The 14,526-nt window shown below is 66.7% G+C and carries 14 protein-coding genes and 1 tRNA gene; 10 read left to right on the top strand and 5 right to left on the bottom strand.

Features of this window, described 5'->3' with window-relative positions; all coding sequences use genetic code 11:
- Positions 1–79: 79 nt before the first annotated feature.
- Positions 80–205, top strand: coding sequence for a hypothetical protein (locus tag AC4D14_RS05620; RefSeq protein WP_490900615.1), 126 nt, complete (start codon positions 80–82; stop codon positions 203–205).
- Here AC4D14_RS05620 and dcd read toward each other — a convergent pair.
- Together dcd and kynA are read right to left on the bottom strand one after the other, a co-directional pair.
- A complete protein-coding gene (dcd, locus tag AC4D14_RS05615) occupies positions 202–777 on the bottom strand; it encodes a dCTP deaminase (protein WP_490900613.1) in 576 nt (191 codons plus the stop codon). The two genes, AC4D14_RS05620 and dcd, sit on opposite strands and share 4 nt — an antisense overlap.
- Before the next feature lie 18 nt (positions 778–795).
- The gene (gene kynA / locus AC4D14_RS05610) at positions 796–1,650 is read right to left on the bottom strand and encodes a tryptophan 2,3-dioxygenase (protein WP_490900612.1); all 855 of its coding nucleotides are present in this window, start codon (positions 1,648–1,650) and stop codon (positions 796–798) included.
- A 103-nt stretch (positions 1,651–1,753) separates the two neighbouring features.
- On the opposite strand from kynA, the gene AC4D14_RS05605 reads away from it, so the two are divergent.
- The 9 genes from AC4D14_RS05605 (at position 1,754) to AC4D14_RS05565 (ending at position 9,700) form a co-directional block, all read left to right on the top strand.
- Positions 1,754–2,794: a M4 family metallopeptidase gene (locus AC4D14_RS05605; RefSeq protein ID WP_490900610.1), complete on the top strand. Its 1,041-nt coding sequence runs from the start codon at positions 1,754–1,756 to the stop codon at positions 2,792–2,794.
- Positions 2,791–3,093 carry a protealysin inhibitor emfourin gene (locus AC4D14_RS05600; RefSeq protein ID WP_490900609.1) on the top strand — a complete coding sequence of 101 codons (303 nt, stop codon included), beginning with the start codon at positions 2,791–2,793 and terminating at the stop codon, positions 3,091–3,093. Before AC4D14_RS05605 ends, AC4D14_RS05600 begins: the two co-directional genes overlap by 4 nt.
- A 117-nt stretch (positions 3,094–3,210) precedes the next feature.
- A tRNA-Gly gene (locus AC4D14_RS05595) sits at positions 3,211–3,281 on the top strand.
- 82 nt (positions 3,282–3,363) lie between these two features.
- Positions 3,364–3,789, top strand: a complete 426-nt coding sequence (panD, locus tag AC4D14_RS05590; RefSeq protein WP_490900608.1) for an aspartate 1-decarboxylase — start codon at positions 3,364–3,366, stop codon at positions 3,787–3,789.
- Positions 3,790–3,977: 188 nt separating this feature from the next.
- Positions 3,978–5,294, top strand: a complete 1,317-nt coding sequence (locus tag AC4D14_RS05585; RefSeq protein ID WP_490900607.1) for an extracellular solute-binding protein — start codon at positions 3,978–3,980, stop codon at positions 5,292–5,294.
- Positions 5,291–6,295: a carbohydrate ABC transporter permease gene (locus AC4D14_RS05580; RefSeq protein ID WP_490900606.1), complete on the top strand. Its 1,005-nt coding sequence runs from the start codon at positions 5,291–5,293 to the stop codon at positions 6,293–6,295. Before AC4D14_RS05585 ends, AC4D14_RS05580 begins: the two co-directional genes overlap by 4 nt.
- Complete coding sequence (locus AC4D14_RS05575; RefSeq protein ID WP_490900605.1) at positions 6,295–7,137, top strand: carbohydrate ABC transporter permease; 843 nt, start codon at positions 6,295–6,297, stop codon at positions 7,135–7,137. The genes AC4D14_RS05580 and AC4D14_RS05575 overlap by 1 nt, the downstream gene beginning before the upstream one ends.
- Positions 7,138–7,167: 30 nt before the next feature.
- Positions 7,168–8,544 carry an ABC transporter ATP-binding protein gene (locus AC4D14_RS05570; RefSeq protein WP_490900604.1) on the top strand — a complete coding sequence of 459 codons (1,377 nt, stop codon included), beginning with the start codon at positions 7,168–7,170 and terminating at the stop codon, positions 8,542–8,544.
- Positions 8,545–8,716: 172 nt separating this feature from the next.
- Positions 8,717–9,700: a hypothetical protein gene (locus AC4D14_RS05565; protein ID WP_490900603.1), complete on the top strand. Its 984-nt coding sequence runs from the start codon at positions 8,717–8,719 to the stop codon at positions 9,698–9,700.
- Positions 9,701–9,858: 158 nt separating this feature from the next.
- Here the strand turns inward: AC4D14_RS05565 and AC4D14_RS05560 are convergent, their stop codons facing one another.
- The 3 genes from AC4D14_RS05560 to AC4D14_RS05550 form a co-directional block, all read right to left on the bottom strand.
- Positions 9,859–11,835 carry an NHL domain-containing thioredoxin family protein gene (locus AC4D14_RS05560; RefSeq protein ID WP_490900602.1) on the bottom strand — a complete coding sequence of 659 codons (1,977 nt, stop codon included), beginning with the start codon at positions 11,833–11,835 and terminating at the stop codon, positions 9,859–9,861.
- Complete coding sequence (locus tag AC4D14_RS05555; RefSeq protein WP_490900601.1) at positions 11,832–13,961, bottom strand: bifunctional copper resistance protein CopD/cytochrome c oxidase assembly protein; 2,130 nt, start codon at positions 13,959–13,961, stop codon at positions 11,832–11,834. Before AC4D14_RS05555 ends, AC4D14_RS05560 begins: the two co-directional genes overlap by 4 nt.
- Positions 13,962–14,076: 115 nt before the next feature.
- Entirely contained in the window at positions 14,077–14,355 is a 279-nt protein-coding gene (locus AC4D14_RS05550) for an HU family DNA-binding protein (protein WP_120167571.1), read from the bottom strand.
- Positions 14,356–14,526 lie beyond the last annotated feature (171 nt).

The raw sequence follows: 14,526 nt of genomic DNA, 5'->3' as shown, positions 1-14,526 counted from the left end.
GCTGCTATGTGCGTATCGGTCCGGGCGCCGGCTAACGACGGCGGATCGACACCTCACAACGCCAAACGGCGCAGCAACGGTGGTCAGCTGCAAACTCAACGCCGGAGAGGCGACGGCGTCCCCGGCGAACGACGCCGGAGAGGCGACGGCGTCCCCGGCGAACGACGCCGGGCGCCGCGCCAGCCGGCGCCGCCTGGGGAACTAGATCGACGTGCGGTGGAAGTTGAGGTGGCTGCGCGACGCCGTCGGCCCGCGCTGTCCCTGGTAGCGGTTGCCGTACTCGCCGGACCCGTAGGGGTGTTCCGCGGGCGAGGTCAGCCGGAAGAAGCACAGCTGACCGATCTTCGACCCCGGCCACAGCTTGATCGGCAGCGTCGCCATGTTGGAGAGCTCGAGGGTCACGTGGCCCGAAAACCCGGGATCGATGAAGCCTGCGGTGGAGTGCGTCAGCAGGCCGAGCCGACCCAGCGAGGACTTGCCCTCGAGGCGGGCCGCAATGTCGTCGGGCAGGGTGACCATCTCATAGGTCGAACCGAGCACGAACTCCCCGGGGTGGAGGATGAACGGCTCATCGGGGGCCACCTCGACAAGGCGCGTCAGGTCCGGCTGGTCCTCGGAAGGGTCGATGTGGGCGTACTTGTGGTTGTCGAACAGCCGGAAGAACCTGTCGATCCGTACGTCCACACTGGACGGCTGGACCATCGCCGGGTCGTAGGGATCCAGCTCGATGCGGGAGGCGGAAATTTCGGCACGGATATCGCGGTCGGAGAACAGCACGCTACAAAACTACAGGAGTCAGCGGCCGATCTCTGTCCGCACGGCGAACAGCTCGGGGAAGAAGGTCAGCTCCAGGGCACGCTGCAGGAAACCGACTCCCGAGGACCCGCCGGTGCCGGTCTTGAAGCCGATCGTCCGGGCGACGGTCTTGAGGTGGCGGAAACGCCACAGCTGGAAGTTGTCCTCGAGGTCAACGAGCTCCTCGCACGCCTCGTACACATCCCAGTGCTCGGCCGCATTCTCGTACACCGTCTTATAGACCTGGACGAGCGCGGGCGTGAATTCGTGCGCCTTGCTGAAATCCCGGCCCAAGAGCTCCTCCGGCACGGCGTAACCGCGCCGGGCCAGCAGGGCGATGAACTCGTCGTAGATGCTTGACTGCCCCAGCAGCTCCGACAGCAGCGAGAGGGCAGCGGGGTCGGCCGCGAAGACCTGAAGCATCGCGTCGTTCTTGTTGCCCAGCAGGAACTCGACGGCGCGGTACTGGTAGGACTGGAATCCGCTCGCCGATCCCAGCTCTCCGCGGAACTCGGCGTACTCGGACGGCGTCAGGGTCGCCAGCACCGACCACTGCTCGGTGAGCGAGCGCTGGATGTGCTTGATGCGCGCAATGCCCTTCATGGCGGCGCGCAGGTCGTCCGCACCCAGGAACCGCCGGACCGCCCGCAGTTCGTGCAGGACGAGCTTGAGCCACAGCTCGGAGGTCTGGTGCTGGATGATGAACAGCATTTCGTCGTGGTGCTCGGGCCGGCTGACCGGCTGCTGCGCCGAGAGGAGCTGGTCCAGGCGCAGGTAGGAGCCGTAGCTCATCTTGTCGGCGAAATCCCGCTCGATCCCGGCCTCAAGGCTGCGGGTGTTCTTCTCGACGCTCATGAACCAACAGTACGACGCCGCACCCGGCGAACGCCGCAGGAGGCGGGGTGCATTGAGGGGAGCGGAACCGTGGTCTACGTTGAGGAGCAACCTAGGAGGCAACATGTTCTGCGCCATCGTCCCGCCGCACCTTCTCGCCCGGCTTGCCCGGCTCGACGATCCCCGCCATGCAACGGCGGCATCGGCCGCCCGGCACGCCCTGGTCCAGCTCGACCCGCTGCTCGCCGCCCGTTCCGCGGCCCTTGCCGCACCGGTGCGCCGCGGCGCGACGATCAAGGCAGCCCTCCACCGCCGGATCTCCGACGCCGGGAACCTTGAGACCCTTCCCGGCACCCTGATCCGCGCCGAGGGGGCCGGTCCCACCGGGGATTCCGCGGTCGATGAAGCGTACGACGGACTCGGCGCGACCCACGCCCTGTTCAGCGAGGTGTACGGGCGCGGCTCGATCGACGACGGCGGCCGCCCCCTCGACGCGACCGTCCACTTCGGCGACAAGTACGACAACGCTTTCTGGGACGGGGAGCGCATGGTCTTCGGCGACGGCGACGGCGACGTCTTCGGAGGCTTCACGCGGTCGCTGACGGTCATCGGCCATGAACTGGCCCACTGCTTCACGCAGTACACGACCAACCTGATCTACCAGGGCCAGTCCGGTGCGCTCAATGAATCCCTCTCGGACGTCTTCGGGGTTCTGGTCGAGCAGTACCTGTTGAGGCAGAACGCCGCCGATGCCGCATGGCTTGTCGGGGAGGGGGTTTTCACGGAGGAGGTGCAGGGCGAGGCCCTGCGCTCCCTCGCCGCCCCGGGAACCGCGTACGACGACGACGTGCTCGGCAAGGACCCTCAGCCGGCCGTCATGGCGGACTACGTCGACACGGCCGAGGATGACGGCGGCGTCCACATCAACTCCGGCATCCCGAACCATGCGTTCTATCTCGCCGCCCGGCAGCTTGGCGGCTTTGCCTGGGAGCGGGCGGGGCAGATCTGGTACGACGCCGCCGTGGGCGGCAACATCCCCGCCGACTGCGACTTCGTCGGCTTCGCCGCGGCCACCGAGCAGGCTGCCGCGGAACGGTACGGGGCGTCCTCCGAGGAAGCCAACGCCGTTGCCGACGCGTGGTCAAAGGTCGGCGTGGCCCCGTGAGAATAGAGATCTCCCGCTCCGGCGGCATCGCGGGGATGACCCGCACGTGGAGCCTCGAGGTTAGCCCCGCGGAGGCCGAGGAACGGTGGCTGCCGCTTGTCGGCGAGGCGACCGGAGCGGCGCAGCGTTCCGTCCTGACACCTGAGGACCAGACCCAGCAGCCCTCCCCCGACCAGCGGCGCGACCGTTACGTCTACACCATCGTCATCGGCATCGAGCGGGTCACGGTGCCCGAAAGCCGGCTGGATGAGCCGCTGCGCGAACTCATCGAGCGCGCGCGGCGGCAATCGCAGGGCTGAACCGGCGGCGGACTCCGGCCCGGCCCCGCCGCCCCAACGTTCCGGTAGCGCCCAACTCTGAGGTAAGCTCAATCTCGTTGTTTCATCGGGATTGCCGGCTCCGCCAGCGGTCCCAGTGCGGGCGTAGCTCAATGGTAGAGCGCTAGCTTCCCAAGCTCGATACGCGGGTTCGATTCCCGTCGCCCGCTCGTTTCCTTCCCGCCGGTGCCGGCGCTTCGCTGTGAGCGATGCAGCACGGGCCACTGCTCCGCGCGCAGTATCCTTGTACGGATGAACCGCACAATTTTTAAGTCGAAGATCCACCGCGCCACCGTGACGCACGCCGACCTCCACTACGTCGGATCGGTCACGGTGGACTTGGATCTGCTCGAAGCCGCCGACATCCTGCCGGGAGAGCTCGTTTCGATCGTCGACGTCACAAACGGCGCCCGGCTGGAAACGTACACGATCGCCGGCGAGCGCGGTTCGGGCGTGCTTGGCATCAACGGCGCCGCCGCCCATCTGGTGCAGCGCGGCGACCTCGTCATCCTGATTACCTATGCCTCGATGACCACCGAGGAAGCACGTTCCTTCGTGCCGACCGTGGTCCATGTCGACGGAAAAAACTCGATTGTGAAGCTGGGTTCGGACCCGGCGGAAGCCCTCACCGATGACCTTCAGCGCCCTCCGCACGCGCTCCACACCGCGGCTTCCTGAACCGGGCCACCGCCGTTTCCTCCCGGCCCTCCATTTTTGGATTACTCCTAGTCAGCCAATTAGTAAGCCGACTGTCTAGCGGATTCTGCTGTTCGGGCATATGGTCAAAAAGCGAACGTTGATTTAGGCTGTCGCTTCACCTGAACCGTCAGCTGGGTTGTCTACAAAGATGTGGAGGCTCGGTAAGTATGCCGACTAGGAAACGAAATTCCACTCGAGGCCGACCGCGCGCAGGCACAATCGCCACAGTGCTCGCGGGAACCCTGCTCCTGAGCGGCTGCGGTGATTCCGCAGGGAGCACTGAAACACTCACCTGGTACATCAATCCGGACGCCGGGGGGCAGGCGGACATCGCCGCCAAATGCACCGAAGAGGCAAACGGCGCCTACCGGATAGAAACCTCACTGCTTCCCAGCGACGCGGCCTCCCAGCGGGAGCAGCTCGCCCGGCGTCTCGCCGCAGGAGACTCCTCCCTCGACATCATGAGCCTGGACCCGCCGTTCATCCCTGAACTCGCGGAGCCGGGCTTTCTTGCTCCTGTGCCCGAGGACGTGGCCTCAAACACAACCGAAAACGTTGTTGAAGGGGCCCTTGCGGGAGCGACCTGGAAAGACGAACTTGTTGCAATCCCCTTCTGGGCGAACACGCAGATCCTCTGGTACCGGAAGTCGGTGGCGGAGGCGGCGGGCCTCGACATGTCAAAGCCTGTCACCTGGGACCAGATCATCGACGCTGCCAAGGAGCAGGACAAGGTGCTTGGAGTTCAGGGGGCGCAGGCTGAATCGATGACGGTCTGGGTCAATGCGCTCGTGGAGTCGGGTGGTGAATCGATCATCGTCGATCCCGAGGCAACGTCCGACCAGATCGAGCTCGCCCTGACCTCGGAGGCGGGCACCGAAGCCGCCCGGATCATCTCGACGATCGGCGGGGAGGGGCTCGGCGGTCCGGGCCTGGCGACCCAGGACGAGAACACGTCGATGATCAACTTCCAGGGCGACGACGGGGCGTTCATGGTGAACTGGCCGTTCGTGTGGCCCGCCACCAACGGCGCGGTCGAGGCTGGCACCCTCGACGAGTCGCTGATCGACGACATCGGCTGGGGCATCTACCCGCAGGTTAAAGAGGGTGAGGATGCCGCTCCCCCGCTCGGAGGAATCAGCCTCGCCGTCGGCGCGGCAAGCGACAACCCGGAGCTCGCCTACGAGGCGATCGAGTGCATCGTTTCCCCCGAGAACCAGGCCGAATACTTCGTCACGAACGGCAACCCGCCGGCCAACACCGAGGCATACGACGACCCGCGGATCGAGGAGACCTTCCCGATGGCTGACACCATCCGGGAATCGCTCGAGCAGTCCAAGCCGCGCCCCCAGACTCCGTTCTACAACGAGATCTCGACGGGCATCCAGCAGACGTGGGCGCCTCCGGCCAGCGTCGACCCGGAATCGACGCCCCGCAATTCAACCGATTTCATCATCTCGGTCCTTCGAGGGGAGCAATTGCTGTGACTTCTGCAATTCCGGCAAAACCCGTCAGCCCGGACGTAGAGGCGGACACGCAGCCGAGTGTCGGCCCGGGCGGCCCATCCGACAAGAAAGCAACGGCCCAGTACAGTGACCGCGTCCGCGCGGAACGGCGGCTCGGATGGATGCTCGCGGGTCCCGCGTTCATCATCATGCTCGCGGTGACCCTGTATCCGATCCTGCAGGCCATCTACGAGTCCCTCTTCCAGTTCCGCCTCACCGCCCCGGGTGAGCGCGAATTCATCGGGCTGGGCAACTACGCGGTGATCCTCAGTGACGGGGTGTGGTGGTCGGCCCTGTGGACCACCCTCTTGATCACCATCATCACCGTCGCCGTGGAACTCGTCCTCGGCTTCGCGCTGGCCCTGGTCATGCACAAGGCCCTGAAGGCGGTGCGGGGCCCGCTCCGCACAGCGATCCTGGTGCCCTACGGCATCATCACCGTTGTGTCGGCGTTCGCGTGGTTCTACGCCTTCGACATCAACTCCGGTTACGTCAACAGCTGGTTCGCCTGGCTCCCCGGGATCGACCAGGACCTCAACTGGTTCGCCCAAGGCCCCACCGCCCTGTTCGTGATCATGGCATCGGAAATCTGGAAGACGACGCCGTTCATCTCGCTCCTGCTGCTCGCAGGGCTGGCGCAGGTTCCCGACGAGCTCACCGAGGCCGCGAAGGTCGACGGCGCCACCTGGTGGGAGCAGATGCGCAAGGTGATCATTCCGAACATGAAGGCGGCAATCATGGTCGCCGTCCTGTTCAGGGCACTCGATGCCTTCCGGATCTTCGACAACGTGTTCATCATGACCAACGGCGCCTACGGCACTGAAGTGCTCTCACTGCTGGCCTACCGCCAGTCGATCAGCAGGCTCGAGATCGGCCTCGGATCGGCAGTCTCGGTCCTCCTGTTCCTGTGCGTGCTGCTCATCTGTTTCGTCGCCATCAAGCTGTTCAAGGTGGACCTCGCCGGGGCCCAGGGAGGTAAGTGATGACCAGTACCAAGTCCAAGGTCCTCTGGACCATCGTCACCGTGCTCGTTCTGGTGTACGCCCTGTTCCCCGTGATGTCGATCCTGGCCACGTCGTTCAAGACGCCGAGCGACCTCACGAGCCAGCGGTTCCTGCCCTCTCCGGGCACGGCAACCACCGGAAACTACGAGCAGATCCTCGTCGGTGACGCCCAGGGCCTGTTCCTCACGGCGCTGCGGAACTCCATCGGCATCTGCCTGATCTCCACCTTCATCGCCGTGGTGCTGGCAACCCTCTGCGCCTACGCAATCGCCCGGCTCGACTTCCCGGGCAAGAAGCTGGTGCTCACCACGGCGCTGGCGGTCTCCATCTTCCCCGTCATTTCGATCGTTACCCCGCTGTTCAACCTCTGGCGCACCATCGGGCTCTACGACACATGGCCTGGGCTGATCATCCCCTACCTGTCCCTGACCCTCCCGATCTCCATCTGGACGCTTGCGGCGTTCTTCCGGCAGATCCCGTGGGAACTCGAGCAGGCCGCCCAGGTTGACGGAGCGACGACGTGGCAGGCGTTCCGGAAGGCGATCGTTCCCCTCGCGGCACCCGGCGTCTTCACGACGGCGATCATCGCTTTCTTCATCGCCTGGAACGACTTCGTCTACGGCATCTCGCTGACCTCCACCGAGGCGGCGCGGCCGGTCCCGGCGGCCCTGGCGTTCTTCACCGGGGCCTCGCAGTTCGAAGCACCGACCGGCGCCATCTCGGCAGCGGCCATCATCGTCACCATCCCGGTTGTCGTGCTGGTCCTGGCATTCCAGCGTCAAATCGTTTCAGGCCTGACTCAGGGCGCCGTCAAGGGCTAACACCCCGGATCAAGAAAAGGATTCCCTCCAATGGCTTCAATCACACTCAATCACCTGATCAAGAGATACGGCGATGGCTTCCCTGCCGTCAACGACATCAGCATCGACATCGCCGACGGTGAATTCATCATCCTCGTGGGCCCCTCTGGCTGCGGCAAGTCAACCCTGCTGCGGATGATCGTGGGCCTCGAGGACATCACCGAAGGCGACCTGCTGATTAACGGCGAGCGCGTCAACGACAAGGCCCCGCGCGACCGCAACCTTGCGATGGTGTTCCAGAACTACGCTCTCTACCCCCACCTGACCGTCTACGAGAACATCGCTTTCCCGCTGCGGCTGGCCAAGGGCAAGCACAGCGATGAGGAGATCAAGCGCCTGGTGACCGAGGCGGCCTCGACCCTTGAGCTGACCGACCACCTCCAGCGCAAGCCGGCGAACCTCTCCGGCGGCCAGCGCCAGCGGGTCGCCATGGGCCGGGCAATCGTCCGCCAGGCCGACGCGTTCCTCTTCGACGAGCCGCTGTCGAACCTCGATGCGAAGCTCCGCGGGCAGATGCGCTCGGAGATCTCGCAGATGCAGCGCCGGCTCGGGGTGACGTCGGTGTACGTGACGCACGACCAGACCGAGGCGATGACCCTAGGCGACCGGGTCGCGGTGCTGAAGAAGGGCGAACTGCAGCAGATCGCCTCCCCCCGGGAACTCTACGAACAGCCCCGCAACCTGTTCGTTGCCGGGTTCATCGGGTCCCCGTCAATGAACTTCCTCCCTGCCACGATCACGGGGAACGGGCTGCACACCGCGCTGGGCGACCTTGAAATCCCGGCGGAGAAGGCCGCGAAGGCCGCCGGGAAGAAGGTTGTACTGGTCGGGGTGCGCCCCGAGTTCTTCGAGGACGCGAAACTCGTCGAGGAGTCCAAGCGGGGACACGGCTCCGTCTTCCGCGCCAACCTCACCCACACCGAGTGGCTGGGCAACGAGCAGTACGGGTACATCAACTTCGACCCGGCCCCCGAGGTCCGGGAGCTGCTGAACAACCTGGCCAAGGAGATGGACGCCGACGAACTGCGGCCCCAGGTTGTCGTCACCCTCGACGCCGCAAGCCGTATCCGCGGTGGCCGTGAGGCGGAGATCTGGCTCGACACCCGCAAGCTCCACCTGTTCGATCCGGAGACTGGGGACAACCTCACCCGTGACGCCGACGCCGGTGCGGCCCTCACCGAGGAGGCGAACCAGGAGCGCGCCGAGGAGATCGCCAACGCGCAGGGCGACGGCAGCAACACGGGTTCGGGCTTCTCGAGCAGCAACCGGACGGCGGCGCCCTCCGGCGTAGCGGCCGGAGGAGGCACGGCGGCGGCCGGCTCGCGGGGCGGAGCGACTGCGACCGGAGGCAAGCATTCCGCCGGCTGAGGCCTCCCGCGCCCGCTGAAAAACATTGGCGAAGCCGCACCGCTGATCGGCGGTGCGGCTTCGCCGCTGTTTGGGTGCGACCGGCGTTTTCAGGGCTGACGGCGCCGCCCGCCCTGCGTCAACAGGGCACCCGAAGAGGAGGGCAGCCGCCCGAACCGGGTAACGTTGGAGCGTGCAAACTCCACCCGTCGTGAAAGTCCTTGCCGGCTGGCTGCTGGGACTGATGCTCACGGCGGCGGCCTTTGTCGGCGTCGTGCTCTTCCTCAACAGCGGCCTTTACGGCCCTGAGCGCCAGGTCGAGGAATACTTCTCGGCGCTGCGCGAAGGCGACGGCGAGGGCGCCCTGGGCCTGCTCAACGGCTCGGTGCCGCAGGCCAACCCCGCGCTGCTCGACGGCCCGGCGCTCGCGGCAGGTGCAGCGGCGGTCAAGGATGTCGAGGTGCAGGATGCGGTGCCGGCGGGCGGTGACCGGGTCGATGTTCCCGTCAGCTACACCATCCGGGGCACGGAGCACACAACAACGTTCCCGCTCGAAAAGACCGGGAACCGCTGGATCTTCTTTCAGGTCTGGGAGTTCGTCCCGGCGATGCTCCCGGAAGTCGAAGTGTCGGTGGTGAACGGGACCGAGGCCACGGTCAACGGTGAGCGGGTCGCCCTGCCCGAGGGGCGCAGCAGGTTCGCCTCGTTCTACCCGGTGGAACTCGAGGGCCACTTCAGCGGCAAGTACCTCAACGCCGCCTCGCGCACCCTCCCGGTCACGGCACGCACCGCCGGCACGGAAACCCTTGCCCTTGCGACGGCCGCCACACCCGAGCTCACCAAGGCCGTCGACGGCGAGATCCGGGCCTTCCTCGATAAGTGCGCCGCCCAGACGGTGTTCCAGCCGACCAACTGCCCCTTCAACTTCCAGACCGCCCAGCGGCTGGCCGGGGACATCTCCTGGTCAATCACGAAGTACCCGGCGATCCGCATCGGGCCCAACGACGGGAAGTGGGTCATCGCCCCACTCACCGGCACCGCCCGCCTCGACACCCGGCTCCAGGACCTGTTCAGCGGCGCCATCGAGGACGTGAGGGCGGAGCGGTCGTTCGAGTTCTCCGCAAAACTCACGGTCACCGACTCGGAGGTCACCGTGACGCCGGTCGTCGAATACTGAGCACCGTCGAAGACTGACCGCCGTCGAAGACTGAGCACGACCGGGTACTGAGAACCGTCGAGTGCTGCGGCACCGGGCACCGGGCACAGCCGTCCGGGCCCGCCGGGCCGGCGGCAGCACCCGCCCCCTCACGAAGGGACGCCGGCCCACCCGTCCGGTCAGTTGAGCCCGCGCAGGTCCAGGGTCAGTTCGTTGTCGCCGCCGGCGGTCAGCACAACGGGGATGCCCCAGTCCTGCTGATACAGGTGGCAGGCCGCGTGGTCGGGGATCTCCCCGCCCGGCTCGCCGTCGCACGCCGCGGCCCTCGCGGTGATGTGCAGGACGCCTTCGCGCACCTCGTCGGAGAAGCGCAGTTCCCGCGTCAGCCCCACCGAGGTGCCGCTCCCGGAGAGCAGAAGCGATTCAGGCGACGCGGAGATCTTCAGCTGCGACGGATCGCCCCACCTGTCATCGAGTTTCTGCCCCGTCGGCGGGGTGAAGCGCACCTTCACCGCGAGGGGGCCGGTGGCCGTCACCGAGGTTGTGGGGCGCTGGCTCTGCGAGGCGCCCTCGTCAACGGCAAGGGCCTCCTTGGGAATCGGCACCCGCACCAGCTGATGCCGGTTGGTTTCGACAACGACGAGCAGGGGCTCGGATCCGCTTTCGGTAGGCGTTGAGTCGACGATCAGGTCGGAGGGCTCCGCCAGGCCGCGGACCAGGGTGGACACCTGCTCGGTGGCCGGGTCGTAGCGGCGCACCGCGCCGTTGTAGGTGTCGGCGACGGCAATCGAACCGTCGGGCAGTGCCGTGACCCCGAGCGGGTGCTGCAGCCGCGCCTGGGCGGCGTCCCCGTCGCGGAACCCGAAGTCGAAGAGTCCGCTCCCGATGGCGGTCTCCACCTGCACCAAGGGCTGGTCGCCGGGGGTGACGGTGAGAACACGCAGCGACGAGGTTTCCGAATCGGCAACCCAGATGCGGCCGTCGGCGTCCTCGGCCAGCCCTGAGGACTGCGCGAACCACGCGGTGTCGCCCGCGCCGTCGTTGAGCCCTTCGAGCCCGGTGCCCGCGAGGATGTTGACGGCGGAGGTGACCGGGTTGAAGGTGAAGATCTGGTGCGTTCCGGCCATGGCGATGACCACGCTGTCGAGGGCGCGCGAGTAGATGACATCCCAGGGTGAGGAAAGGGAGACGTTCAACGCGTCGGTGCCAAGGACGGCGCCGTGCAGGCGCGGCGTATCGTCGTCGGCGTCCGCGGGCGCTCCGCCCGGAGCGGCCTTGGTGAGGTTCTCGGCGTCGAGGAGCCGCTGCACACCATTGCCCGCGAGCGTGCGCACCTCCCCTGTTGCCAGGGAGACTCCGCGCAGCCGGTGATTGACCGTGTCGGCCACGACGACGTCGTACCCGACCCGCTCCGCTGTCTCCTGGGGCAGGAGGGCAAGGCCCTGGGGTTCGTTGAACTCGGCCGTATCGGCGGCGCCGTCGGCCCAGCCCCTCGTTCCGGTTCCGACGGTGCGCCGGACCGTTGTCAGGTCGGCGTCGAGTTCGACGAGGCGGTGGTGGCCGGTGTCGGCGGCAAGGAAGGTGCCGGTTTCGGGCAGGGCGAGCAGCTTGCCCGGGAACTTGAGGTCGCCGGCGGTGCTCTCGGCAGGAACGTAGGGGCCGTCGCCGCGGTGGAGCGTGCCCTTGGCTGTGTGCTCCTCAACGAGTTCGGCGACGAGCGAGTCGAGGCCGTCGGCGTGGCCTTCGCCGGAGAGGTGCGCAACGATGTAGCCCTCGGGGTCGATGACCACGAGTGTGGGCCAGGCCCGCGCCGTGTACGCCTGCCAGGTGCTCAGCTCCGGGTCGTCGAGGATGGGGTGGTGGATGTCGTACCGCTCGACGGCGGCGGCAAGGGCCACGGGGTCGGCCTCGTGCTCGAACTTGGGCGAGTGGACGCCGACCGTCACGAGGACATCGGAATACTTGGCTTCGAGGGGGCGCAGTTCGTCGATGACGTGAAGGCAGTTGATGCAGCAGAACGTCCAGAAGTCGAGGATCACGATTTTCCCGCGCAGCTCCTCAAGGCCCAACTGCTTCCCGCCGGTGTTGAGCCAGTTGCGGCCCTCAAGCGCGGAGGCGCGGACTCGGTACGAGCTACGGATCGACGTGTCGGTCATTCGTTGTCTCCTGGCTTTGCGGGAACCTGGGGTGCGGGGGCCTGGCTTCGCCTGTCCCGCTCCGCCAGGTTGGCGAACATATTGTTGTAAGCGGCGAGGTCCGCGTCATTATTCCGGTCCGCAGCGCGGTCCTTGCGCTTTGTCTCGCGCGCATCGGTCCTTGACCACATGATGGCGACGCCGATGGCCAGGAGGAGCGTTGGCACCTCCCCGATCCCCCAGGTGGCCGCTCCGCCGATCTGCTGGTCCTCGAGGGCCGAAGGCCCCCAGTCCCTGCCCATGCTGCCAAACCAGGAGGCCTGCAGCAGCGACGTGGAGCCCATCAGGGCGACCCCGAAGAAGGCGTGGAAGGCCATTGTGGAGAACAGGAGCAGCAGGCGCATGGGGTACGGCGCCCGCCTCGGCAGGGGGTCCGTGCCGGCCATGGTGAGGACGAAAAGGTAGCCCGTGATCAGGAAGTGCGTGATCATCAGTTCGTGCCCGACGTGCTCGCGCAGCGCGAATCCGAAGAGGGGCGAGTAGTAGAAGATGACGATCGATCCGGCGAAGTTCGCGGCCGCGACCAAGGGGTGGGTCACCACGGCGGAGAAGCGCGAATGGATCAGCACGAGGATCCATTCGCGGATGCCGCGGGTGCCGTCGGTGCGGGCGGGAAGCGCTTTCAGGGCCAGGGTCACGGGGGCGCCGATCACGAGGAACAGCGGCACCACCATGGTGAGGGCCATGTGGTCGACCATGTGGGCGCTGAAGAGCACCACGCCGTAGACGGCCGGACCGCCCGAGGTGAAGTAGGTCAGCAGCACCAGCCCGATGAGCCAGCTCAGAAGGCGCGGCAGCGCCCATGAGTCGCCCCGGCGGCGCAGGTTGCGCACCCCGAGGAGGTAGGCGGCACCGAGGGTCATGGCGACGGCGATCCACAGCCAGTCCGGCCGCCATTCGGTGAACCAGCGGGACAGCGTGGGTGCCGGCGGAAGGTCGTAGCCGGTGAGGATCCGCGCGGGGGACGCGTTGGGGGCGAGTTCCTCCGCGCGCGGGGGTGCCGTGCGGCCGAGCGCGCCGGCGATTCCCGAGACGGCGGCCATGATCAGCAGCTCAACGGCGATCAGCTGCCACAGGACCCGCCGTGCGCTGAGCCGGGCCTCCGTGGCGACGCCGGGGCCGCCGAGCTGCGGAATGACCCACTGACGGTGCATCCAGCCCACTCCGCCGAGCACGAGGGTTGCCACGGCCTTGAGGGTGACGAGCAGCCCCCACTGGGAGCTCAGCTGTGCCAGGTCGGAGATCCGCAGGCTGGCATTGACGATGCCGGAGAGGAACACGAGCGCGAACGCGAACCCGGCAAGTGCCGAGAACCGTTTGAGGACGGGCAGGGTCTGGTCGCCGAGGCGTCCTCCCACGACCGCGAGGACGAGGATCCCGCCGACCCACAGGCAGACTCCCACCAGGTGCAGCGCGATCGAGTTGACCGCTGCGTTGTGGTCGTCGCCGCTCGCCGCGTGGCCGACAAGGGCCATGGGGAGGAGGTTGAGGAGGGCGAGCGCCGCCATTGCGCCGAGGCCGTTGAGGGAGCGCACACCGAAGGTGAGGGTTGCGAGGACGGCCGCGACGGTCGAGGTCACAAGCCAGGCCCTGCCGGTGCCAAAGTCCGTCAGGAATTCGGCGAGTCCGGTGGTGTACGCCTGGTCGGAGCTCACGGGCACGCCGGCGGCGTCGGAGTACGAGAGGACCATGACCCCCAGGGCGCCGAGGGTCCACGAAATTGCCGACACCGAGGCGAGCGTCAGGGCCCGCGTGAGGGCTGGATGCTCCGTCTGGGTGTCTTTCGCACGCGGGCGCCGGCCCCCGCCGGTGGTCCGGGGAAGGATGACGATTGAGAAGATGAGCGCCCCGATGGTGCCGGCAGCGCCGAGGTTGTTGAGCGTCTTGGCGGCAGGAAGCCCCCACCGGGTCAGGGCCCCGGGATCACCCAGCTGGCGCGGGGCTGCGGCGCCTGAGAAGAGCAGGGCGGCCAGGAGACCGGCAAGGACGACGGCAGCACCGGCCGCGAGCAGGGCCGGAGGCACCGCCTGCGCATGATTGCGGGTGGCACCGGCTGCGGGCCGGGGGTCCTTCGCGGTTGTTGACACGCCTCCTATTGTCTACCCGCGGTAGAACAAGGGCCAATTCGATGCGTATTAAACGCAGAGGACCGCTGCCGGTTCTCGGCAGCGGTCCCAAATTCTGCGGTGGAGTTCACCTGTGTTACTTGGCGGAAGCCTTCAGCTTCGAACCCGCGGTCAGCTTGACGCCGTGGCCGGCAGCGATCTGGATGGTCTCGCCGGTCTGGGGGTTGCGTCCGGTGCGGGCAGCGCGGCTCGTGCGCTCAACAGCCAGCCAGCCCGGGATGCTGATCTTTTCGTCCTTGGCAACGGACTCCGCGAAGACATCGAACAGAGCGTCGAGGACGCTGTTCACTGCAGCCTGGCTGGTATCAGCCTTGGCGGCTACCTCGGCAACGAGTTCACTACGGTTTTTAGCCAATTTTCGGTCCTCCTGGACATGTGTTAGTACATCGAGCTTTCGGGATATTCGAAAAGCCTCTGTCCGAGAACTTACCAGCTTGGGCGAACGGAACATCAAATTTGGGCTCGATATGAGCGTATTTTGCTATGTTTTTGGGCAATTTCCGCGATCGGGCGGGTATTTCGCCCT

This window comes from Arthrobacter sp. TJ-254, assembly GCF_058269175.1.
Note: the sequence above shows the minus strand (reverse complement) of the source record. Positions and strands in the feature narration are given on the sequence as shown.

Bases quoted from the DNA above. Each gene is read 5' to 3' on its own strand.
- kynA (WP_490900612.1), bottom strand. From the start codon at position 1,650: ATGAGCGTCGAGAAGAACACCCGCAGCCTTGAGGCCGGGATCGAGCGG.
- AC4D14_RS05605 (WP_490900610.1), top strand. From the start codon at position 1,754: ATGTTCTGCGCCATCGTCCCGCCGCACCTTCTCGCCCGGCTTGCCCGG.
- panD (WP_490900608.1), top strand. From the start codon at position 3,364: ATGAACCGCACAATTTTTAAGTCGAAGATCCACCGCGCCACCGTGACG.
- AC4D14_RS05585 (WP_490900607.1), top strand. From the start codon at position 3,978: ATGCCGACTAGGAAACGAAATTCCACTCGAGGCCGACCGCGCGCAGGC.
- AC4D14_RS05575 (WP_490900605.1), top strand. From the start codon at position 6,295: ATGACCAGTACCAAGTCCAAGGTCCTCTGGACCATCGTCACCGTGCTC.
- AC4D14_RS05570 (WP_490900604.1), top strand. From the start codon at position 7,168: ATGGCTTCAATCACACTCAATCACCTGATCAAGAGATACGGCGATGGC.
- AC4D14_RS05560 (WP_490900602.1), bottom strand. From the start codon at position 11,835: ATGACCGACACGTCGATCCGTAGCTCGTACCGAGTCCGCGCCTCCGCG.